Source organism: Kaistia defluvii (assembly GCF_040548815.1).
Classification (GTDB): Bacteria; Pseudomonadota; Alphaproteobacteria; order Rhizobiales; family Kaistiaceae; genus Kaistia; species Kaistia defluvii_A.
Genome location: NZ_JBEPSM010000004.1, coordinates 131909 through 153612, shown reverse-complemented (window position 1 = coordinate 153612; position 21704 = coordinate 131909). Strand labels below are relative to the sequence as shown.

The following is a 21704-nucleotide window of genomic DNA, read 5'->3' as shown; positions in this document are numbered from 1 at the left end:
CGCCTGATATGGGGCCGGGTTCCGGATTTCGCCAGTCAGGCGGCCGGACCGCGCTCGATGCGGACGATGAAGCTCTCGAGCCGCGCCTTCTTGCCGAGCGTCTCTGCGAAGGTGGTGCGCATCGACGAGCCCTCCGGCACCATCCAGCGCAGCGACAGCCAGTCGCGCGAGCGGCCCTTGCGGGCCAGCGCCTCGACCAGGGCGCGGGCAATGCCTCGGCCGCGCGATTCGTGGATGACGAACAGGTCCTCCAGCTGGCCGACGCGCATGCCGGACATGGCGTCCGGCAGGTCGCAGAACACGGCGAAGCCGACCAGTACGCCATCGAGGCGGGCGCCCAGGATCTCGGCCGTGCGGTCGCGCAGCAGGGTCTCGGCATAATAGAGGTCGGGGTGGCGCGGCGCCCCGCGTTTCATGTCCTGGACATAGGCGGCGAGCAGCGGCGCGAACTCCAGCGCATCATCGATGGTGAGCGCGGCGGTTTCGAAGCGGGTCGAGAGAGGCAGCGTTTCCATGATTCCGTATCAACCAGGTCCGGTTGCCACTGGCGGCGCCCGGACTGTTTCCCATTTCATAGCAATGTCGCATCGGTTTCCACGATGCAATCTTGAATGTGTCGGAACCCCTGCGGCCGGTTGAACCCGCGCCGCGCTGAATAAACGGCCGGGCTCGCCCGTTGAAACTGCATCCACAGCACGGCTCGCCGGGATCATGGTGGGGCGGCGATGTCGTGGTTTTCAGGAGTAAGGGTGATGGTGAAACATACACTGGTCTCCGCCGCGGCCGCGCTTGTCCTTTCCCTGGGTATGGTCGGTGCGATGACAGGGGATGCTTTGGCGCAGCATCGCGGTGGTCATGGCGGCTATATGTGGCCGCGCGGCGGCTGGCACGGCGGTGGCGGAGGATGGCATGGCGGCGGGGGCGGCTGGCACGGCGGTGGCTGGCATGGCGGCGGTTGGCACGGCGGCGGCTGGAATGGCGGGTGCTGGAACTGCGGCTGGAATGGCGGCTGGGGTTGGGGCTGGGGGCCGGCCTTCGGGCTGGGGCTTGGCCTCGGCTATGGCGTCGGCGCCTGGGACAATGGCGCGTCTCGCGTCTGCCAGCCGGTGATCCGCAATGTGCGGGTGCACACCTCCCATGGCTGGCGCTGGCGCAACGTCGTGGTCGGCCGGCGCTGCTACTGGGTCGACAATGGCTGGTAAGGCTCGCTGACTGTCGTGCGTTTAACAAATAATGATCCTGAACCATGGCTGAACATGCATCTCAGCCGTGGTTCATGCATTGAGGCCCTTGATAGACGCAGCAGGCCGGCTTTCGACCTGAACGTCACCAAGGGAGTTTTCGATGCTGAAGAAAACCATCATTGCCGTTGCTACCACGCTGGTCCTCGCCACCGGCTCGCTGGCCGTGTCGACCGGCGGCGCGCTCGCCTGGCATCGCGGCGAACCGCACCACAGCCGTCAGGACAATCGCGGCTGGGACAATGGCCCGCGCGGCGGCCATGGCTGGCACAAGGGCAAGCGCGTCTGCCGCCCGATTGTGAAGCAGCGCAAGGTCTGGCGTCACGGCCGCATGGAATGGCGCAAGGTCGTTGTCGGCGAGCGTTGCTTCTACCAGCAGCGCGGCCATGGCGGCCCGCGTTGGTAACAGCCGGCTAGAATGAAGAAGGGGCCCGGACGTCGCCGTCCGGGCCCCTTTTCTATTGTCTGCTGTCGCGGCGGCTCAACGCCAGCTGCGGATGTCGACGAAGTGGCCGGCGATCGCGGCGGCGGCGGCCATGGCGGGCGACACCAGATGGGTGCGGCCCTTGAAGCCCTGGCGACCCTCGAAATTGCGGTTCGAGGTCGAGGCGCAGCGCTCATGCGGCTTCAGCCGGTCGTCGTTCATGGCCAGGCACATCGAGCAACCCGGCTCGCGCCATTCGAAGCCGGCGGCCTTGAACAGCACGTCCAGTCCCTCGGCCTCCGCCTGCTCCTTGACCAGGCCGGAACCCGGCACAACCATCGCGTTGACGCCCTCGCGCACCGTCTGGCCGCGGATCATCGCGGCGGCGGCGCGCAGATCCTCGATCCGGCCATTGGTGCAGGAGCCGATGAAGATGCGCTCGACCGGGATGTCGACCATGCGGGTGCCGGGCTTCAGGCCCATATATTCGAGCGCGCGCCACTTCGACTTGCGCTTGTTCTCGTCGGCGATCTCGTCCGGGTTCGGCACGACGCCGGCGATCGAGACGACGTCCTCGGGCGAGGAGCCCCAGGTGACGATCGGCGGCAGGCTGGCGGCGTCGAGGCGCAGCTCGGTGTCGAAATGCGCGCCGGGATCCGACTTGAGCGTTTCCCAGTAGCGCAGAGCCTGTTCCCAGGTTTCGCCGGTCGGCGCTTTGGGGCGACCCTTGATGTAGTCATAGGTCGTCTGGTCGGGCGCGATCAGGCCGGCGCGGGCGCCGCCTTCGATCGACATGTTGCAGACCGTCATGCGGCCTTCCATCGACAAGGCGCGGATCGCCTCGCCGGCATATTCGATCACATGGCCGGTGCCGCCGGCCGTGCCGATCTCGCCGATGATGGCCAGCACGATGTCCTTGGCCGAAACGCCTTCCGGCGCCACGCCATCGACCGTGACCAGCATGTTCTTGGCCTTGGTCTGGATCAGCGTCTGGGTGGCGAGAACATGCTCGACCTCCGACGTGCCGATGCCATGCGCCAGCGCGCCGAAGGCGCCATGCGTCGAGGTGTGGCTGTCGCCGCAGACGATGGTCATGCCGGGCAGGGTGAAGCCCTGCTCGGGGCCGACAATGTGGACGACGCCCTGGCGACGGTCGAGCTCGGAATAATATTCGACGCCGAACTCGGCCGCGTTCTCGGCGAGCGTCGCGACCTGCAGCGCCGATTCCGGGTTCTCGATGCCGTGCGTGCGGTCGGTCGTCGGCACGTTGTGGTCGACGACGGCGAGCGTCTTCTTCGGCTGGTGAACCTTGCGGCCGGCCATGCGCAGGCCTTCGAAGGCCTGCGGGCTCGTCACTTCGTGCACGAGGTGGCGGTCGATATAGAGGATGGTGTTGCCGTCGTCGTTCTTCTCGACGACGTGGTCATCCCAGATCTTGTCGTAGAGAGTGCGGGGATTGCCGTTCGACGTGGTCATGACGTCTTCTTCCTGAAGGATAAATTGCTTGCGCGAGGGTCGATCGTTCGGGGCCACTGCCCCGTCAAAGTCGATCGGAACCGCGATCCTCGGTTGCCAGCAGACGGGCGAAAAACCGCCAGGGAAGCCGCGCATGATCCGTCAGCGCCGCAAATTCGGCGGTCGTCGGCTGATGGATGCGGGCGAAGGGGCTGTTCATAGCGGTTCTAAATAGCAGTCAATTGCCAGAACGACAATTCGGATCATGACCGATCGGTCAGCGTTTCGTCGCCCCGAGCGACAGGGCGAGCGGCATGCGCGGAATGCCGGCGGGCAACTGGAACATGCGGCTCCCGGCATCGACCATCATCGGAAACAGTTTGAAAGGCAACACTTCGTGCTCGCGCAGGAAGTCGAGCTGCATTCCGGCCCGGAGCAGGGCGTCGATCACGTCCGAGGTGCCGCGCATCCACTCATAGGTGAAGTCGGTGACCAGCGGCGTCTCGTCCCCCGTATAGGTAGTGGGGGAATCGAAGCGCTGCGGCTTTTCGCGCGCGGAGCGCCAGTCGTAATGCGGCCGGATCACGCCGTCGATTTCCTCGTGCGTCGCGATGGCGGGGCTGCTGTCGGCGAAATAGAGCCGCCCGCCCGGCTTCAGCGTGCCGGCAATCGCCTTCGCCCAGGCACGGATGTCGTCGAGCCAGGTGATCGTGCCCCAGCTGGTGAAGACCATGTCGAAATCCGTGCCGAGAAGGTCCGGCGCGTCATAGACCTCGCCCTCGACGAAATCGGCTTGAACCCCGGAGCGCACCGAAAGCGCGCGCGCCTTGGCGATCGCCTGCGGCGAGAAGTCGAGCCCGGTGGCGATGGCGCCGCGGCGGGCGAGGCAGAGCGTGTCGATGCCGATATGGCACTGGAAATGCGCCAGCTTCAGGCCGGAAACGGCGCCGATCTCGGCGGATTCGATGGGATAGAGCACGTCCTCGCCGGCGAGGAAGCGGTCAATCGCATAGAAGCCGGTCCGGTCCTGCGCATGGATCTCGGCGCGCTCGTCCCAATTGGCGCGGTTGCTCTGCTTGAAGCGATCCATGGTCCTCTCCCCAATAAAAAAAGGCGGGTCGCTGGGACCCGCCTTCGCAATTCTGGAAGCCGAAAGGCTTAAGCCTTCGCCTTCTCCTTGCGGGGCTCGGTCCGCTCGACGATACGAGCCGACTTACCGCGACGATCGCGCAGGTAGTAAAGCTTCGCGCGGCGAACCTTGCCGCGGCGGACGACTTCGATGCCGGCGATCAGCGGCGAGTAGACCGGGAAAACGCGCTCGACGCCTTCGCCATAGGAAATCTTGCGGACGGTGAAGCTCTCCGAGAGGCCGCCGCCGGAACGGGCGATGCAGACGCCTTCATAGGCCTGGACGCGCGAACGGGTGCCTTCGACAACCTTCACGTTGACCTTGACGGTGTCGCCGGGCTGGAACTCGGGAACCGCACGCATGGCGGCGACGATTTCGAGCTGCTCTTTCTCGAGCTGTTCGATGATATTGACCATAGTCTCAACTCCTGCCGATGCGGCCCTTTTCGGACCGCTAGCGTTTCGGTGCGCTGTTTTCAGTTATTGTTCCTTAGCCGTTGAAGGCTTTGGATGGCGCGCGTGTACAGGAAGCGGAGCGGAAAGTCCAGCCTTTGGCCGGCCGGCGGATCGCCTGCGCGGCAAGCCGTCCGGCTAGGCCGCATGCAGCAGCGCCGAGAACAGCGTGCTGCCTGCCATGTAGATCAGGATCAGCGAGCCGGGCGTCCAGAGCAGCGAGCGCAGGTCGTGCGTGCGGGCCGTCAGGTAGGCGACGAAGTGCAAGGCCCGCGTCACCACATAGCCGTAGAACAGCCATTGGGCCAGCCACAGCGACGGCGACGTCAGGATCCAGAGGAATCCGGCCACCAGGAAATAGGGAAAGCTCTCGAGGTCATTGAGCTGAATCCGGCGCGCCCGCTCGACGCGCGGATTGGGCTCCAACTGGCCCGGGTGCGGATTGGGATTGGCGAGGGTCTTCTTCAGATCCTCGGGCGACCGAAAGCCGCCATTCTCCCGGATCATCCGGAAGACCACCAGCCAGGACATGGCCGCGGCCTTGAGGATGAGAAGCGTCGCCGCGATGACATAGGTCGCGAACAGCGGGTTGTCGAAGCTCAGCCTGTCCATTGCCAGTCTCCACCGTTCGGCGAACGCGCGCCTTATCTCCACGACCATGATTCAATTTTTAGACCGTTGTTCGAAAAAGTCAAATGGAGGATATTTTACGGAATGGAATTCGAAGGCTGGTACGGAGGTTGACGAGGGTGGCGGATGACGAGGGCGAACCGGGCGCCGACAAGACGGCGGCGCGGGCCGCACGGCGCGAGCGCAAGCGGGACCAGTCGCGCGAGGAAATCCTGCACGCCGCCCGTCGCGTCCTGTTCCGGCACGGCATTGGCGCGATGACGCTCGACGCGGTGGCGAGGGAGGTCGGGATGTCGAAGACCGGGCTCTATTACTATTTCCCGTCCAAGGACGCTCTGGTCTTCGAACTCGTGCATGGCGTGATCGAAGCGCAGGCGAAGGCCGTGCAGCAGGGGGTCGCGCAGGCGTCCGATGGCGGCGGCGCGCTGCGGGCGATCATCGGGGAGACAGTGACCGCCTTCGCCCCACGCCTGGATGATTTCCGGCTCGCCTTCCTGTTCGGGCAGGTCGCCGGCGCCGGCGCGCTCACCTGGGATCGCGACCAGTTCGAACGCATCCGTCCGCTGAATGACCTGCTGTTCGCGAAAGCAACCGAGATGCTGGTGGCGGAACGGGGCGAGCGCACCCCGCGCGCGGCCGTCGAACCGCGCCTGTTGGCGTTCCTCGCCTATCTCTCGGCGATCGGCCTGCTGACGATGAAGGGCATGGTCGAGCCGATGGACGATCCGCTGATCTATTCGGACGAGCAACTCGTCGAAGGTCTTGCGCGGGTGTTCGAGGCCGCCGCCGCTCCCGGCGGCGACCGCTGAGGTCAGCTCTTGTCGAGCAGGTCGGGCCGGCGCTCGGCCGTGATGCGCTCGGATTGCTGGCGCCGCCATCTGGCGATCGCGGCGTGGTCGCCGGAAAGCAGCACGTCGGGAATGGAGCGGCCCTCCCATTCGCGCGGGCGGGTGTAGTGCGGATATTCCAGCAGGCCGCCCTCGAAGCTCTCCTCGGTGCCGGATTCCGCCCCGCCCATCACGCCCGGCAGCAGGCGGACGATGGCATCCAACAGCACCATGGCGCCAAGCTCGCCGCCCGAGAGCACGTAGTCGCCGATCGAGACTTCCTCGAGCTGGCGCGCCTCGATGACGCGTTCGTCGACGCCTTCGAACCGGCCGCACAGGATCAGCGCGCCGGGGCCGACAGCGAGCTCGCGCACGCGCGCCTGGTCGAGCGGCTTGCCGCGCGGGCTCATCAGAAGGCGAGGGCGGGGGTCGTCGCCCGGTGCCGCGGCATCGAGCGCGCGTGCCACGACGTCGGCGCGCATCACCATGCCGGGGCCGCCGCCGGCCGGCGTGTCGTCGACATTGCGGTGCTTGGTCGTGGCGGAATCACGGATGTTGACCGCGTCGAGCGACCACTTGCCCTCGGCCATCGCCTTGCCGGAGAGCGATTGCCCGAGCGGGCCCGGGAACATTTCGGGGTATAGGGTGAGGATGGTGGCGCGCCAGCGACCGGCCTGGTCGGGCGTCGCGGTCGCCGCGCCGGGCGCGTCTGCGAATGAATCGCTCACGCCTCGGCCTCGGGCTCGCCGTCCTCCGGGCGCGCTTCGGTCTCGGGCGGCGGCACAACGACGGCGCGGCCGGCCTTGATGTCGACCGTCGGCACAATGGCGCGGGTAAAGGGCAGGTAGAAGGTCTTGCCGCCCGCGGCCGGCTCGATCTCGATCAGGTCGCCAGCGCCGAAATTCTGCACCGAGACGATCTTGCCATAGGCGCTGCCATCGGTGAGTTCGAGCGCCAGATCGATCAGGTCGGCGTGGTAGAAATCGTCTTCTTCCTCGAGTTCCGGCAAGGCGGCGCGCTCGACGAACAGCTTGCGGTTGCGCAAGGTCTCGGCGCCATTGCGATCCGAGATGCCCTTGATGCGGGCGACGACGCCGTCACCCTGCATGCGAACGGAATCGATCTCGACGACGCGGCCGTCATCGAGGGTGAAGGGGCCGTAATCGGCGATGCCGAGCGGCTCCTCGGTATAGGAATTGATCTTGATCTCGCCGCGGATGCCGTGGGCGGCACCGAATTGGCCGAGGAGAACCTGGTCTGGGTCCGGAGCGGGCATCGGCGGGTCTTTCTGTCAGCGGTCATGGCCGGATAGGGGCCTGCATGGGAAGCAGGCGGCCCGATCCCGGTCGAATACGCACCTTGGGCGGGCAGGACGTCCGGCGGGCCGTCATCAGACGGGGCGGGTGCGTCGGCAGAAACCCTCTCCCGCGTGCGGGAGAGGGAATGGCGAGGGACGGATCCCTGAATTACTCGGCAGCGGCTGCAGCAGCGGCTTCGGCCTTTTTGGCCTTCTCGGCAACGCGCTCCTGGGCCTTCTTGCCCGGGACTGCCTTCTCGGGGTTGTTGCGCGGGTCGCGCTTGACGACGCCGGCATCGCTCAGGAAGCGGGCGACGCGATCGGTCGCCTGCGCGCCGACCGACAGCCAATGCTTGGCGCGGTCGAGGTCGAGCACGACGCGGTTGGCGGCGTCCTTGGCCAGCATCGGGTCGAACGTGCCGATACGCTCGATGAAGCGGCCGTCGCGCGGCGAACGGGCATCGGTGACGACGATACGGTAGAACGGACGCTTCTTGGCACCACCGCGGGAAAGACGGATCTTGAGGGACATGCTTCTCTTCCTTTTAAAACGAGATCTTCTGAAGGGTTAGGGACCGGGGTCCGTACTGGTTATTTCTTCTTGCCGAGGCCGGGTATGCCACCCAGGCCCGGCAGCTTGCCGCCGAGGCCCGGCAGGCCGGGCATTCCCTTGCCGAGGCCGGGCGGCAGGCCGGCGCCGCCACCCATCTGCTTGGCAAGCTTTTCCAGCTGGGCCGGATCGATGTTGGGCATGCCGCCACCTATGCCGCCGGGAGGCATGCCGCCCATGCCGCCACCGAGCGCGCCCATCATCTTGCCCAGCATGCCGCCGCCCTTCTGCTTGCCCATGGCCTTCATCATATCGGCCATCTGGCGGTGCATCTTGAGCAGGCGGTTGACGTCCTCGACCTTCGAGCCGGAACCGGCGGCGATGCGCTTCTTCCTGCTGGCCTTGAGGATGTCGGGATTGCGGCGCTCGGCCTTGGTCATGGACGAGATGATCGCGACCTGGCGCTTGATCATGCTGTCGTCGAGATTGGCGCCGTCGAGCTGCTTCTTGATCTTGCCGACGCCGGGCAGCATGCCGAGCATGCCGGACATGCCGCCGATCTTCTCCATCTGGCGAAGCTGGGCGGCGAGATCGTCGAGGTCGAAGATGCCCTTGCGCATCTTCTCGGCCGCCTTGGCGGCCTCTTCCATGTCGATGTTCTGCGCGGCCTTCTCGACCAGCGAGACGATGTCGCCCATGCCGAGAATGCGGTTGGCGATACGGCCGGGATGGAAGTCTTCGAGGTCTTCCGCCTTTTCGCCGGTACCGATCAGCTTGATCGGCTTGCCGGTGACGGCGCGCATCGACAGCGCCGCGCCGCCGCGGCCGTCGCCATCGGCGCGGGTCAGCACGATGCCGGTGATGCCGACGCGCTCGTTGAACGAACGGGCGAGGTTCACGGCGTCCTGACCGGTCAGGCTGTCGGCGACGAGCAGGATCTCGTGCGGCTTGGCGATGGCCTTGATGTCGGCCATCTCGACCATCAGCGGCTCATCGATATGCGTGCGGCCGGCGGTGTCGAGGATGACGACGTCATAGCCGCCGAGGCGGGCGGCCTGCAGCGTGCGGGTGGCGATGTCGGTCGGCGACTGGCCGGCGACGATCGGCAGCGTGTCGATGCCGTTCTGCTCGCCGAGGATGCGCAGCTGCTCCTGGGCGGCCGGGCGGCGGACGTCGAGCGACGCCATCAGGACCTTGCGCTTCTGCTGCAGGGTCAGGCGGCGGGCGATCTTGGCGGACGAGGTTGTCTTGCCCGAGCCCTGGAGGCCGACCATCATGATGGCGACAGGGGCAGGCGCGTTGAGGTCGATCGGCTCGGCTTCGGCGCCCAGCATCTCGACCAGCTGGTCGTGCACGATCTTGACGACCATCTGGCCGGGCGTCACCGAGCGGATGACGTCGGCGCCGATGGCGCGCGAGCGGACCTTGTCGATGAAGGAACGCACGACGTCGAGCGCGACGTCAGCCTCGATCAGCGCGCGGCGAACTTCGCGCATCGCCTCGTTGACGTCGTTTTCCGACAGCGCGCCACGACGGGTGAGCTTGTCGAAAATGCCTGAGAGGCGTTCTGAAAGGTTGTCGAACATCCGTTCCGCTCTTCCTCGAATGGACCGCTTCCGATCCGCCGAATTCCCAAAGACGTTCAGCGCCCGCGGGCGCGACGCGCTGGCGGACGTTGACCTCCGGGATCGGGTCCCGGTCGGCGGCTCAGAGGATACCTCTTCGCGAGAATTTGGCGGCTTTTAACGCGGAACGGCCGGCCGAGTCAATCAAAGAGGGGCTGAACCCCTGGATTGCATGCCCGCGCGATGCCGCTTGCGCCGCATAAGCAAATGGCCGGGACTGAGCCCGGCCATCCAATTCGAATTCGGGAACGAACCCTACGGGCAGTTCTTGGAGAGCGCGTCGAGCGAGGCCGAGACGCCGGCGAGCGAATAGCTGTCGCTCGTCTGGGTGCCGCGGCGCGACGTGCCGTTGACGGACATGGAATGCCCCTTCTTCAGGGCCGCGATCAGTGCCGTTTCCTGCGCCGCGTTCTCGATCCAGGCGCCATCGTCCTTGGTGAACATCGAGAACTTCTGTCCATCGATGTCGACCGTCAGCTTGGAGCCTTCCTTGAACGGATATCCGATGATTACGGACACCTCGCTGCGGACGTTCTCGGACGGCCGCGCGGTGACCATGAAATAGGCCGGATCGCGATTCAGGCCCTGCGGCGCCTGTGTCTTCGGCTGGGAGGCCGCGTAGCAAACTTTCCCACGCGAGTCGGAATAGGCGTAGGAGCTCCAGTCCTTGTAAGTGCCGATACGTTTCGGGGTCTGCGCCGCCGCAGTCTCTGCGAAACCGAACAAAGCACCCATGAGGAGCGCTGCCGTTGCGATCCTTTTTCCGTTCATATTTTTCCCACCAAATTTGCCAGAAAACAATCGGGCGGGTGGCTCCGTCACCCGAACAATTACCTCAAACTGCGCGGGTTCCGTTAACAATCCATGAAACACTAATCCTTCATGAACCGCGCCCATCCCGTCATCCAGCCAGACATTCGAATGCAGAGATGGTCGGGCCAATGGGGCGAGAGTGTGACCTCTCCGGCCGAAAGGAACGGGGCCCTGCAGGCAGGGCCGGATCAGGCCGGCTTTTCGCCGGCCAGCACCCGTTTCGCAGCTTCATAATGGGCCGGCTGGATGTGTCCGCGCAGTAGGGTCAAGGCGGTCATCAGCACGGTCGCATCGTCGGCGAAGCCAATGCCGACCAGAAAGTCGGGGACGGCATCGACCGGCAGCACGAAATAGGCGAGCGCGCCGATCAGCGTGGCGCGGACCCGAATCGGCGTGGCGCTGTCGAAGGCGCAGAAATAGGCGGCGGCCACGTCCTCGGCGAAGGGAATGTGGCGGGCGGCGGTACGGAATTTCTTCCAGAAGCCGCGGCGCACCGTCTCGGCGCGCGCCTTTTCTTCCTTCGAGCCCAAGGTCTCGGGGCCGAGAATGTCACCGTGATGGATCTTTGCCATGTGCCAGTAGCCTCATCGACCCGTGGGGAAGGCGGCGAAACATTCGCGCACCGACCAGGGCAGGCCTCCATTTAGGAACTGGAAAGGCGGACTGCAACGAATCGGGCGCCCGTCGGCGCGCAATCCTTCGCCCGACGCGATACTCACAACCCCCGCCGGCCGCGCGGCGGCCGGGGCGATGTCGCGCTGGAAAGGAAAGAGGATCAGCCCTTCTCGGCCAGCTTCTCGATCTTCTTCTGCATCTCGTCGAGCTGGCGCTTCAGCAGGTCGAACTCGCCATCGGCGCGCTCCGCCGGCCGGGCTTCCGCCGTCCGCGACTCGGCCTTGCCGTTCGGGGCGCTGCTGGTCGGCTCCGGGCGTCCGCCGCTGAAGGGCAGGAACATGCGCATGGCCTGCTCGAACATCTCGGTGTTGCGCCGGACGGTGTCCTCGATCGCGGTGAAGGCGCTGGGCCCGAAGGCGTTGGCCATCTGGCCGCGCAGCTTGTCCTGGTCGCGCGTCAGGCTGTCGATGGTGAAGTCGAGATAGGTCGGCACCAGGTTCTGCATCGAGTCGCCATAGAAGCGGATCAACTGGCGCAGGAAGGTGATCGGAAGCAGGTTCTGCCCCTTGTTCTCCTGCTCGAAGATGATCTGGGTCAGCACCGAACGGGTGATCTCATCGCCGGACTTGGCATCGAAAACCACGAAATCCTCACCCGCCTTGACCATGTTCGCGAGGTCTTCGAGCGTCACATAGGTCGAGGTACCGGTATTGTAGAGCCGGCGGTTCGCGTATTTCTTGATCGTGGTGGGTTCTTTTTCCTTCGTCATGATCGCTCCCCTCGTCCCACTTGCGTGATTGTCCGGCTGGCGCGCCTCGGCATGCCGTCCTCGCAACCTCTCTTCCACCCCGCCACGATAGGATCATTCCAGGAATCCACCAAATTGATTGTGCGATGCATTGTCAGTCCCATGCTGCGCAAACGATGCATTGCAACAATCGCGTAACGTCCGCCTCGATTGACAGCCTTCGCCGCCCGGTCTCTGATTGTTTCAACCGGCAGCCGCCGAAACCCGATCGAGGAAAGCATCATGGCTTCAGAAACCGACATCGTCATCGCCGCCGCCACGCGCACCGCCGTCGGGTCGTTCAACGGCGCCTTTGCCAATATTCCCGCCCACCAGCTCGGCGCCGCCGTGGTCAAGGCCGCGCTGGAGCAGGGCAAGACCGAGCCGGAAGCGGTCAGCGAGCTGATCTTCGGCCAGGTGCTGACCGCGGCCCAGGGCCAGAACCCGGCGCGCCAGGCCTCGATGCTCGCCGGCCTGCCCAAGGAGACCACCGCCTGGAGCCTCAACCAGGTCTGCGGCTCCGGCCTGCGCTCGGTCGCGCTCGGCATGCAGCAGATCGCCACCGGCGACGCCTCGATCATCGTGGCGGGCGGCCAGGAATCGATGTCGCTGTCGCCGCATGCGGCGCATCTGCGCGCCGGCACCAAGATGGGCGACCTGAACATGGTCGACACCATGATCAAGGACGGCCTCTGGGACGCCTTCAACGGCTACCACATGGGTGTCACGGCCGAGAACGTCGCGCGCGAATTCCAGATCACCCGCGAGCAGCAGGACCAGTTCGCCACGGCCTCGCAGAACAAGGCCGAGGCGGCGCAGAAGGCCGGCACGTTCAAGGACGAGATCACGCCCTTCACGATCTCGACCCGCAAGGGCGACATCGTCGTTGACCAGGACGAATACATCCGCGCCGGCGCAACCATGGAGGCCGCCGCCAAGCTGCGTCCGGCCTTCTCGAAGGACGGTACGGTCACGGCCGGCAACGCCTCGGGCCTGAATGATGGCGCCGCGGCGCTGCTGCTGATGTCGGCCGCCGAGGCCGCGCGGCGCGGCGTCACGCCGCTCGCCCGCATCGCCTCCTGGGCGACGGCCGGCGTCGATCCGGCCCTGATGGGTACCGGCCCGATCCCGGCCTCCAAGAAGGCGCTGCAGAAGGCCGGATGGTCGGTCGACGACCTCGACCTGATCGAAGCCAACGAGGCTTTCGCCGCCCAGGCCTGCGCCGTCAACCAGGGCGTCGGCTGGGATCCGGCCAAGGTCAACGTCAATGGCGGCGCCATCGCCATCGGTCATCCGATCGGCGCCTCGGGTGCCCGCATTCTGGTCACGCTGCTGCACGAGATGGCGCGCCGCGACGCCAAGAAGGGGCTCGCCACGCTCTGCATCGGCGGTGGAATGGGAATTGCTCTGACCGTCGAGCGCTAACGCTTCGACGGATTTCATCGAGACCGGAATTCAACCGGTCAATCTGGGGAGGAACACATGGGGAAAGTCGCCCTCGTTACTGGCGGCACGCGCGGCATTGGCGCGGCCGTCTCCAAGGGGCTGCAGGCTGCCGGCTACACCGTCGCGGCCAGCTTCGCCGGCAATGTCGAGAAGGCGCATGCCTTTCAGGCGGAGACCGGCATCCCGGTGTTCCAGTGGGACGTGAGCGATGCCGAGGCCTGCGCCAATGGCGTGCGCGCCGTCGAACTGGCCGTCGGCCCTGTCGAGGTGCTGGTCAACAATGCCGGCATCACGCGCGACGGATGGTTCCACAAGATGGACCAGGAGCAGTGGTCCAGCGTGATCCGGACCAACCTCGATTCGATGTTCACCATGACGCGGCCGCTGATCGAAGGGATGCGCGAGCGCGGCTTCGGCCGCATCATCAACATCTCGTCAATCAACGCGCAGAAGGGGCAACTCGGCCAGGTCAATTATGCGACCGCCAAGGCCGGCGTCGTCGGTTTCACCAAGGCGCTGGCGTTGGAAAACGCCCGCAAGGGCATCACGGTCAACTGCATCTGCCCGGGCTATATCGATACCGACATGGTGATGGCGGTGCCGCCCAAGGTGATGGAAGGGATTCTCGGCCAGATCCCGGTCGGCCGCCTGGGCAAGGCCGAGGAGATCGCCGCGCTGGTCGCCTATCTCGCCTCGGATGCCTCCGCCTTCATGACGGGCGCGGTGCTGACCATCAATGGCGGCCAGTACATGGCGAATGGCTGATCGCCGGCAGCGGATTTCTCACCGCTCGTAGAAGAAAAGGCCGGCGCCCAGCGCCGGCCTTTTTCATTGGAGAATGCGAAGCTCGTAGCCTCTATCGGCCGGTCGGCTTCCGGTTCTGGCTGTAGGCGGCGAGGATCCGCTGGATCTCGTCGCCGATGTCGCCATCCTCGGCGGCCGGGTAGGGCGTCGGCTCCGGCGCGCGCACGGGCGCCGCGATACGGGCAGGGGCCCGCGGCGGCGCGGCGCGCTGTGCCGGCGGCTCAACCGGCTTGGGCGCTGCCTGCGGAGCCTCCTGCTCGCCGCCGTCATCGACCAACACATCGACCGCCTGGGCGATCGCGGCGAGGATCGAATTTTCGATCGGGTCGCCGGCATTGTCGGGCGCGGGAGCGGACAGGCGCCGCGCCGGAGGCCGCGTGGCAACAGCGGTGCCGGCTGGGGCGCGGGGCGCGGGCGGGCGCGCCGGGCTGGCCGGCGGCGCGGGCTCGGCCGTCGGTTCCGGGGTGATCGGCCGCGGCGCGCGCGGGCGCGGCGGGGCGATGTTGGAGCGGGGCGCCGGCTGCGGCGAGGAAATCTCGGCGAGAAGCGATTCCGGGTCGACCTGGGAGCGGCGGAGCGTCGGTTGCGGCGTTTCGGGGCGGATCTCTGTGCGAACGGTCGCCTGTGGCGGCGGCGCCTGGGGCGCGGGGCTCAGCACCGGCGCGGCGGGTTCCGCCACCGGGCGCGGGGCGCGCGGTTCGACGGGCGCGGCCACCTGGGGCTCGGGCGCGGCCGGTTCGGGCGCCGGCTCGACGATCGCGTGCACCTGGATCGGCCGGGTCGGCTGCGGCATGGTTGCCGAGATCGGCTGCAGGCTGATCGGACGGGCTTCGCGTGGGATCGCCTGCGGCGCCACGGGCTGCGCCGAGGGCTGCGACGACAGGCGCGAGGGCGAAACCGTCGCCGGGGCCGCCGGCTGCGGCGCGATCACCGGCCGTGGGGCCTGGGGCTGAAGCGCCTGCGGCTGCACGGTGGGCTGCGGCGCATCGGGCTGCGACACGGCCGGTCGGGTCCAGGCGGGCTGGGCTGGAGCCTGCGGAGCCGCCTGGATCGGCGGCGACGGGATCGGGCGCGGGGCGGGGCGCTCGGCCGGCGCGGCGGCGACCACTGCCGCTTCGGCCGGCAGGGACGGCGAGGCAACGGCCGGCGACGAACTTTCGCGGCCGACGATCCAGGTGCTGATCAGCGTCTCCATGCCCTCGTCGATTTCGACACCGGCATTGCGCGCGAGATAGAGCACCTGTTCCTTGAAGGCTTCCGCCAGCTTTTCCGGGCTGTCGCTGGTCGAGAAGACATGGCCCTTCAGCGCCAGTCCCTTGACCACGAAGGCAATCTGCCGGCGCGAGGCGTTGCGGCCGTTCGCCGTCAGCCGCGCGGCGACATTCTCCGCCGTGGTCTGGAAATGATAGCCGTTCTCGGCGACTTCGCGGGTCAGCGCGCGGAACAGTTCGCCATAGACGCGCGGCGAGAACAGCGGAACGTTGGTCGCTTGGTGGACGCGGCGGGCGAGGCCGGCCAGGCCGTCGCGCTCGTTGCCATTGGCGCGGCCCTGCGCGTTCTCTTCTTCCGCCTCGTCCGTCGTCTCGGGCGTTTCGGCGTCGGCCGTGGGTGCGAGAAGCGCGATCAGCGCCTGTTCGTCGAGCACGCCGTCGGCGATGGTGCGATAGCCGGCCGAGGTCGTCAGCGTCGAGTAGATCACGGTCGAGCGATTGTAGGAGCGCAGGCGGTAGATCACCGGCGTCAGGTCGGAATCGGCCGACAGCAGGATGAATTCCTCGAAGCCGGTCTGGTGCGCCAGCGCATCGATGGTGTCGAGCACCATGTGGATTTCGGCCGAGTTGCGCTCGCGGCCTGGCAAGGGCGGGCAGTCGACGATCTGGAAGCCGTGGCCTGTAAAGGCGGAGCGCGCCTTGCCCAGCAGCTTCGGATCGGCATAGCAGCGGCGCATCAGGATGCGGCGGCGGGTAGCTTCCTCGCCGCGCGGCTCCAGCAGCAATCCGGCCTCGATCGCCTCGAGCCAGACGCCGGGGCGCAGCGCGAAACGCCGCGCCATGCCGGGGTCGCGGGCCCGAAGGCTCAGATAGAGGCTGTCATAGTCGACGAAGAGAACGCTCTTGATTGGGGCCGTCATGACCTATCCCTGCGGTGCACCAACGTCTTCCCCCCACTCAGATCTTAGATTTGCTGCCATTGCCCCAACGGCGACAGCACCTTAACGGGCCGTCGCCGGTTTGGCGATGCCGCTTCGCCACTCTCGATGAAGAATGGCGGTCTTCTCCTCAGTAACGCTCGGGCTGATCGAGCGGAGCCCACTCCGGCGCGGCCAGTTCGAAGCCTTCGAAACGGAAGCCCGGCGCTACCGTGCAGCCGACCAGCGTCCAGTCGCCGAGGCTCCGGGCCGCTTGCCACCAGCCGGTGGGCACGATGACCTGCGGCTGCTCGCCGGCCAGAACGTCGCCGCCGAGGCGAAACGTCTCGGTCACGCCGCCATCTTCCGACAGCGACAATTCGATCGGCGCGCCGGCATAGTAGTGCCAGACCTCGATCGCATCGATCCGGTGCCAGTGCGATTTCATGCCCGCCGCGAGCAGGTAGTAGATCGCCGTCGAGGCAGGCCGGCCATTATGGGTGACGCTGTCCTCGAAGGTGCGGCGATAGAAGCCGCCCTCGGGATGCGGCTGGAGTTCGAGCTTGCGGATGATCTCGTCGGCCGAACTCACTTGAAATTGTCCTTGGCGGTGCGGATGGCGGCGAAAACTTCGGAAGCTGGTGCGGTCGGCATGTCCATCGCCTGGCGAACGGCCGGATCGCCGGCGCGCAGATAGGGGTTGGTCGCCTTCTCGGCGGCGATGGTCGTCGGCACGGTCGGCTTGCCGGCGGCGCGCAGCGCGCGGATTTCCTCGCCGCGGGCGAGCAGAGCGGGATTGCTGCCGTCGATGGTCATGGCGAAGCGGAGGTTCGATTCGGTATATTCATGGCCGCAATAGACGACCGTCTCATCCGGCAGGGCGGCGAGCTTCTGCAGCGAATCCCACATCTGGTCGAGCGTGCCTTCGAAGACGCGGCCGCAGCCGAGCGCGAACATCGTGTCGCCGACAAAGGCGATCCCGTCTTCCGGCAGGTAGTAGGCGATGTGGCCCAGCGTGTGGCCCGGCGTGTGGATCACATGTACCGGATGGCCGGCGAAATCATAGACGTCGCCTTCGGAGAGCGTGTTGTCGATGCCGGGGATGGTGTCGGCCTCGTAGCTCGGCCCCGTGATGGTGCAGCCGGTCGTCGTCTTCAGCGCCAGATTGCCGTCGGTGTGATCGGCGTGGTGATGCGTCGTCAGGATTTCCGTCAGTCTCCAGCCGGTCTTGTCCAGCGCCGCGCTGACGGCCACGGCGTCCGGGGCGTCGATCGAGGCGGTGCGGCCGGAAGCCTCGTCGTGGATCAACACGCCGTAATTGTCGGAAAGGCAGGGGAACTGGAAGATTGCGAGAGCCATGACGAACTCCAATATGGGCGTATGGATGGGGTGGCGTCGTTTCGGATCGTTACCTAACATCGTCGCGCCGACATCGACAGGGGAGATCGTGTTTGGAACAGGGCCGTACGCTGACGCCCGACGTGCTCGATCTCGCGAGCTTCTATACCGAGCGGCTGGGCGGCGTCGCGCAGGGCCTGGTCGCGGCCAAGCTGGCGGCGCTCTGGCCGCGCGTCACCGGCGACCGGGTGCTGGGGCTCGGCTATGCGACGCCCTATCTCGCCCCTTTCGTGGCCCAGGCGGAGCGCGTGCTCAATTTCATGCCGGCCGCCCAGGGCGTGATGAACTGGCCGTCCGAGGGCGGCAACCTGGCCGCGCTCGTCGCCGAGGACGAATTGCCGCTGACCGATTCGTCGATCGACCGCATCCTCGTCATCCATTGCCTGGAGACGGCGTCCAATGCGCGCGAGACGCTGCGCGAGCTCTGGCGCGTGCTGGTTCCGGGCGGCAAGCTGATCGTGGTCGTGCCGAACCGGCGCGGCATCTGGGCGCGGGTGGAAAGCACGCCCTTCGGCTATGGCAGGCCCTTCAGCCGCGGCCAGCTGGCGACGCTGCTGCGCAATACCGAATTCAGCGAGACGGCATGGAGCGGCGCGCTGTTTGCCCCGCCCTTCGCCAGCCGCATGCTGATCCATAGCGGCCGCGGCTGGGAACGGACCGGGGAGATGCTCTGGCCGGGCTTTGCCGGGGTGCAGATCGTCGAGGCCACCAAGCTGGTCTATCAGGGCCTGCCGGCGCGCAGCCATCGCCGCCGCCAGCCCGCCTTTCGCCCGGCGCTGGCGCCGCCGGGATAATCCCATCGGTCGTCGCCACCTGGCATCGCGATGTTTTCTTTGATTTTGCGGTTGGGCTTGCCTATGAATCGGCCGCCGCCGTCCGCCTTGGCGCGGCTTGTGTTTTTCCCGCCAAGAGCCGATCCAACGATGGCCTCGACCGAGACAAAGAATTCTGCCACCGAAGCAGATGCGGCGACACTCGCCCGCATCCGGCAAACGATCGACGAGTTGGATGCCGAGATGCATCGCTGCCTGATCGAGCGCGGCACGGCCATCGACACGCTGATCAAGGTCAAGGGCACGAGCCGGCCCGGCGCCGCGTTCCGTCCGGGCCGCGAGGCCGACATGATGCGCCGGCTGGTGGCACGACACGAGGGCGCGCTGCCGATCTGGACCGTCGAGCATATCTGGCGCGAGATCATCACGACCTTCACGCGGATGCAGGCGAATTTCGACGTCGGCATCGACCAGGGCGTCGCCCGCGACTCGCTGCGCGATACCGCCCGTTTCCTGTTCGGCTTCACCGTGGCGCTGCACGGCTATGCCGACGCTGTGGCGACGATCAACCATATCCGCGAGACCGGCACCGATCTTGGTCTGGTCTCGGCCGAGCAGCCCCCCTCCGCCGGCGCCTGGTGGCGGGCGCTCGGGCGTCCGTCCGCGCCGCGCATCATGGCGATGTCGCCCTATATCCGGATCGCGGGCCGTCCGGCCGAGCACCCGGCCTTTGTCATCGCGCCGGAGCTGGCCGATCCGACGCCGCCGGACCTTGATCTCTTCGCCGTGACGGCGATCGGCAAGGATCCGTGGCCGGCGATCGTCGCGGCCGGCGGAACCGTGCTGGCCGAGGCGGGAGCGGAAAAGCTGATCGCCCTGCCGGTTGGAACGCCGGTTGCCGCCCTCGCGGCGCATGCGGGATTCGAGGATGTGGCGCGCGTCGGCGCGCTGTCGCGCGGCATCGCCATCGGCGATGTCGACGCCAATCCAGTTCTCTATGAGCGCCTCGACGAGGCGGGAGTATCGTGATGAACAAGTCGTCGAAGACGCCGGATACCAAGCCCGCCGACCGGCCCGTGCCGCGTCCGGGCGTTCTGGATATCGCCCCCTATGTGCCGGGCCGCTCGAAGGCGACCGGCGGCTCCAAGGTCTACAAGCTTTCCTCCAACGAGACGCCGCTTGGGCCGAGCCCTGCCGCCGTCGCCGCCTACCAGGCGGCCGCCGCCAAGCTCGAGATCTATCCCGATGGCTCGGCCGGCGAACTGCGCGCCGCGATCGCTGACGCCTATGGCATCAATGCGTCCCGCATCATCTGCGGCAACGGCTCCGACGACGTGCTGGCGATGGTCAGCCACGTCTATCTGGGCCCCGGCGACGAGGCGATCTATTCGCGGCACGGCTTCAACGTCTATCCGATCCTGATCCAGGCCGCGGGCGCCACGCCCGTCGTCGCGCCGGAAAAGGACCTGACGGCCTATGTCGACGGCATCCTCGAACTGGTGACGGACAAGACGCGCATCGTCTTCGTCGCCAATCCGAACAACCCCACCGGCACCTATCTGCCGTTCAGCGAGATCCGCCGGCTGCATGCCTCGCTGCCGCCGCGCGTCCTGCTGGTGCTGGACGCCGCCTATTCGGAATATGTCCGCCGCAACGATTATGAGAGCGGCATCGAGCTCGCCGGCAGCGTGCCGAACGTGCTGATGACGCGCACCTTCTCGAAGATCTACGGCCTGGCCGGCGTGCGTCTCGGCTGGGGCTATGGCCCGGCCGAGGTGATCGATGCGATGAACCGCATCCGCGGCCCGTTCAACGTTTCCGCCCCGGCCATGGCCGCCGGCATAGCGGCATTGCGGGATCGCGCCCATATCGACGCCGCCATCGCGCATAACGAGGAATGGCTGCCGCGCGTCACCGAGGGCATCCGCTCGCTCGGCCTCGAGGTGACGCCGAGCGTCGGCAATTTCGTGCTGATCCACTTTCCGGAAGACAAGGGCCGCCGCGCGGTCGATGCCGACGAATATCTCGTCTCGCATGGCATCATCCTGCGTGTCATGACCAGCTATCACCTGCCCAATGCGCTGCGCATGACCATCGGCTCGGCCGAGGCGAACGAGGCGACGATCGCGGCGCTGCGCGACTTCCTGCACCGGACGGCGCGCTGATGTCGGAGCCTCTCTTCGGCAAGCTCGCTCTGGTCGGCATCGGCCATATCGGCGCTTCGATCGCGCTCGCCGCGCGCCGCGCCGGCGTCGTGGGCGAGATCGCCATCTCGACCCGCAGCCCGGCGACACTCGCCCGCGCCGAACAGCTCGGCCTGGGCGACGTCTATTTCGCGGACGCGGGGGATGCCGTGCGCGATGCCGATCTCGTCATTGTCTGCGTTCCGGTCGGTGCGTCGGGTGACGTCGCCAAGGCCATCGGCCCGCATCTGAAGGCCGGCGCGATCGTCTCCGACGTCGGCTCGGTCAAGGTTTCCGTCGTCAAGGCGATGGCCCCGCATCTGCCGTCGGCCGTGCACTTCATCCCCGGTCATCCGCTGGCGGGAACCGAGCATTCCGGTCCCGATGCCGGCCTGGTCGATCTGTTCCAGAACCGCTGGTGCGTGCTGACCCCGGCAGAGACCGTCGATCCCGCAGCGGTTGAAAAGCTGATGGCGTTCTGGCGGGCGCTGGGCGCCAATGTCGAGGCGATGAGCGCCGAGCACCACGACCTGGTTCTGGCGATCACCAGCCATCTGCCGCATCTGATCGCCTACAACATCGTCGGTACGGCCGCGGACCTCGAATCCGGCATCCGCTCGGAAGTGCTGAAGTTCTCGGCCTCGGGCTTCCGAGATTTCACCCGTATCGCGGCGTCCGACCCAACGATGTGGCGCGACGTCTTCCTGAACAACAAGGAAGCCGTGCTCGAGATGCTGGGCCGCTTCAACGAGGATCTGGCGACGCTGACGCGGGCGATCCGAAATGGCGACGGCGACACGCTGTTCGACCTGTTTACCCGCACCCGCGCCATCCGCCGCTCGATCGTCGCGATCGGCCAGGATACCGCCGCGCCGGACTTCGGCCGCCGGGATCACACGAAGCCGTAGGGTTGAGGCCATGCGCTTGCTTCACCTCTCCCCGAGGGAGAGGTCGGAGCGAAGCTCCGGGTGAGGGTGCGGGTTCCGACGCACGGCAAGTTCGTCGCCCCCCGCGAAGGCCGAGGGCCATAAACACCGGCCCGGCAAACCTTGGCCGTTCTCCCTCCGGCGGCGTCGAGGGTATGGATCCCGGCCGCCGCCGGGATGACGGCCGAGCGAGGCAGTGCG

23 protein-coding genes and 1 pseudogene are annotated in these 21704 nt (G+C 66.7%); 9 read left to right on the top strand and 15 right to left on the bottom strand.

Annotation, left to right across the window (positions count from 1 at the left end):
• Positions 1–35 precede the first annotated feature (35 nt).
• Entirely contained in the window at positions 36–515 is a 480-nt protein-coding gene (locus ABIE08_RS20905) for a GNAT family N-acetyltransferase (RefSeq protein WP_354553783.1), read from the bottom strand.
• Between the two features lie 237 nt (positions 516–752).
• Between ABIE08_RS20905 and ABIE08_RS20900 the strand changes: the two genes are divergently transcribed.
• Both ABIE08_RS20900 and ABIE08_RS20895 read left to right on the top strand, forming a co-directional pair.
• Entirely contained in the window at positions 753–1202 is a 450-nt protein-coding gene (locus ABIE08_RS20900) for a hypothetical protein (RefSeq protein ID WP_354553782.1), read from the top strand.
• A gap of 142 nt (positions 1203–1344) precedes the next feature.
• Positions 1345–1647 (top strand): hypothetical protein, encoded by a 303-nt coding sequence (locus tag ABIE08_RS20895; RefSeq protein WP_354553781.1) that lies wholly within the window; start codon positions 1345–1347, stop codon positions 1645–1647.
• Between the two features lie 75 nt (positions 1648–1722).
• On the opposite strand, the gene leuC is transcribed toward ABIE08_RS20895, so the two are convergent.
• The 4 genes and pseudogenes from leuC to ABIE08_RS20875 form a co-directional block, all read right to left on the bottom strand.
• Positions 1723–3141 carry a 3-isopropylmalate dehydratase large subunit gene (gene leuC, locus ABIE08_RS20890; protein ID WP_266331419.1) on the bottom strand — a complete coding sequence of 473 codons (1419 nt, stop codon included), beginning with the start codon at positions 3139–3141 and terminating at the stop codon, positions 1723–1725.
• A 256-nt stretch (positions 3142–3397) separates the two neighbouring features.
• Entirely contained in the window at positions 3398–4210 is an 813-nt protein-coding gene (locus tag ABIE08_RS20885; RefSeq protein ID WP_354553780.1) for a class I SAM-dependent methyltransferase, read from the bottom strand.
• Positions 4211–4290: 80 nt separating this feature from the next.
• Positions 4291–4665: pseudogene (gene rplS, locus ABIE08_RS20880) on the bottom strand (50S ribosomal protein L19); the annotation flags it as partial.
• Between the two features lie 174 nt (positions 4666–4839).
• The gene (locus ABIE08_RS20875) at positions 4840–5313 is read right to left on the bottom strand and encodes an MAPEG family protein (RefSeq protein WP_354553779.1); all 474 of its coding nucleotides are present in this window, start codon (positions 5311–5313) and stop codon (positions 4840–4842) included.
• 137 nt (positions 5314–5450) lie between these two features.
• Between ABIE08_RS20875 and ABIE08_RS20870 the strand changes: the two genes are divergently transcribed.
• A complete protein-coding gene (locus tag ABIE08_RS20870; protein ID WP_354553778.1) occupies positions 5451–6140 on the top strand; it encodes a TetR/AcrR family transcriptional regulator in 690 nt (229 codons plus the stop codon).
• Positions 6141–6142: 2 nt separating this feature from the next.
• On the opposite strand, the gene trmD is transcribed toward ABIE08_RS20870, so the two are convergent.
• The 7 genes from trmD to phaR form a co-directional block, all read right to left on the bottom strand.
• On the bottom strand, positions 6143–6886 hold the full coding sequence (trmD, locus tag ABIE08_RS20865) for a tRNA (guanosine(37)-N1)-methyltransferase TrmD (RefSeq protein ID WP_436409591.1): 744 nt from the start codon (positions 6884–6886) through the stop codon (positions 6143–6145).
• Positions 6883–7434 carry a ribosome maturation factor RimM gene (rimM, locus tag ABIE08_RS20860; RefSeq protein ID WP_354553777.1) on the bottom strand — a complete coding sequence of 184 codons (552 nt, stop codon included), beginning with the start codon at positions 7432–7434 and terminating at the stop codon, positions 6883–6885. The genes trmD and rimM overlap by 4 nt, the downstream gene beginning before the upstream one ends.
• A 190-nt stretch (positions 7435–7624) precedes the next feature.
• Positions 7625–7987: a 30S ribosomal protein S16 gene (rpsP, locus tag ABIE08_RS20855; protein WP_266331412.1), complete on the bottom strand. Its 363-nt coding sequence runs from the start codon at positions 7985–7987 to the stop codon at positions 7625–7627.
• A 59-nt stretch (positions 7988–8046) separates the two neighbouring features.
• Positions 8047–9591 (bottom strand): signal recognition particle protein, encoded by a 1545-nt coding sequence (gene ffh / locus ABIE08_RS20850; protein ID WP_354553776.1) that lies wholly within the window; start codon positions 9589–9591, stop codon positions 8047–8049.
• A gap of 294 nt (positions 9592–9885) precedes the next feature.
• A complete protein-coding gene (locus tag ABIE08_RS20845; protein ID WP_354553775.1) occupies positions 9886–10527 on the bottom strand; it encodes an invasion associated locus B family protein in 642 nt (213 codons plus the stop codon).
• 104 nt (positions 10528–10631) lie between these two features.
• Positions 10632–11015 (bottom strand): YkvA family protein, encoded by a 384-nt coding sequence (locus tag ABIE08_RS20840; RefSeq protein WP_354553774.1) that lies wholly within the window; start codon positions 11013–11015, stop codon positions 10632–10634.
• 203 nt (positions 11016–11218) lie between these two features.
• Positions 11219–11827, bottom strand: coding sequence for a polyhydroxyalkanoate synthesis repressor PhaR (phaR, locus tag ABIE08_RS20835; RefSeq protein WP_354553773.1), 609 nt, complete (start codon positions 11825–11827; stop codon positions 11219–11221).
• Positions 11828–12088: 261 nt separating this feature from the next.
• On the opposite strand from phaR, the gene ABIE08_RS20830 reads away from it, so the two are divergent.
• Together ABIE08_RS20830 and phbB are read left to right on the top strand one after the other, a co-directional pair.
• A complete protein-coding gene (locus ABIE08_RS20830) occupies positions 12089–13270 on the top strand; it encodes an acetyl-CoA C-acetyltransferase (protein ID WP_354553772.1) in 1182 nt (393 codons plus the stop codon).
• 57 nt (positions 13271–13327) lie between these two features.
• Entirely contained in the window at positions 13328–14056 is a 729-nt protein-coding gene (gene phbB, locus ABIE08_RS20825; protein WP_354553771.1) for an acetoacetyl-CoA reductase, read from the top strand.
• 91 nt (positions 14057–14147) lie between these two features.
• Here the strand turns inward: phbB and ABIE08_RS20820 are convergent, their stop codons facing one another.
• From ABIE08_RS20820 to gloB, 3 genes are all read right to left on the bottom strand, one after another.
• Positions 14148–16226, bottom strand: a complete 2079-nt coding sequence (locus tag ABIE08_RS20820) for an NYN domain-containing protein (protein ID WP_354553770.1) — start codon at positions 16224–16226, stop codon at positions 14148–14150.
• A gap of 148 nt (positions 16227–16374) precedes the next feature.
• Positions 16375–16815 carry a cupin domain-containing protein gene (locus ABIE08_RS20815; RefSeq protein WP_354553769.1) on the bottom strand — a complete coding sequence of 147 codons (441 nt, stop codon included), beginning with the start codon at positions 16813–16815 and terminating at the stop codon, positions 16375–16377.
• Positions 16812–17582 (bottom strand): hydroxyacylglutathione hydrolase, encoded by a 771-nt coding sequence (gene gloB / locus ABIE08_RS20810; RefSeq protein ID WP_354553768.1) that lies wholly within the window; start codon positions 17580–17582, stop codon positions 16812–16814. Before gloB ends, ABIE08_RS20815 begins: the two co-directional genes overlap by 4 nt.
• 92 nt (positions 17583–17674) lie before the next feature.
• Here gloB and ABIE08_RS20805 point away from each other — a divergent pair, with 92 nt between their 5' ends.
• The 4 genes from ABIE08_RS20805 to ABIE08_RS20790 all read left to right on the top strand — a co-directional run bounded on the left by ABIE08_RS20805 (position 17675) and on the right by ABIE08_RS20790 (position 21485).
• The gene (locus ABIE08_RS20805) at positions 17675–18415 is read left to right on the top strand and encodes a class I SAM-dependent methyltransferase (RefSeq protein WP_354553767.1); all 741 of its coding nucleotides are present in this window, start codon (positions 17675–17677) and stop codon (positions 18413–18415) included.
• 129 nt (positions 18416–18544) lie between these two features.
• Complete coding sequence (locus ABIE08_RS20800; RefSeq protein ID WP_354553766.1) at positions 18545–19423, top strand: chorismate mutase; 879 nt, start codon at positions 18545–18547, stop codon at positions 19421–19423.
• Positions 19423–20559, top strand: a complete 1137-nt coding sequence (gene hisC / locus ABIE08_RS20795) for a histidinol-phosphate transaminase (protein ID WP_354553765.1) — start codon at positions 19423–19425, stop codon at positions 20557–20559. The genes ABIE08_RS20800 and hisC overlap by 1 nt, the downstream gene beginning before the upstream one ends.
• Positions 20559–21485, top strand: a complete 927-nt coding sequence (locus tag ABIE08_RS20790; protein ID WP_354553764.1) for a prephenate/arogenate dehydrogenase family protein — start codon at positions 20559–20561, stop codon at positions 21483–21485. Before hisC ends, ABIE08_RS20790 begins: the two co-directional genes overlap by 1 nt.
• The last annotated feature ends 219 nt before the right edge of the window (positions 21486–21704 follow it).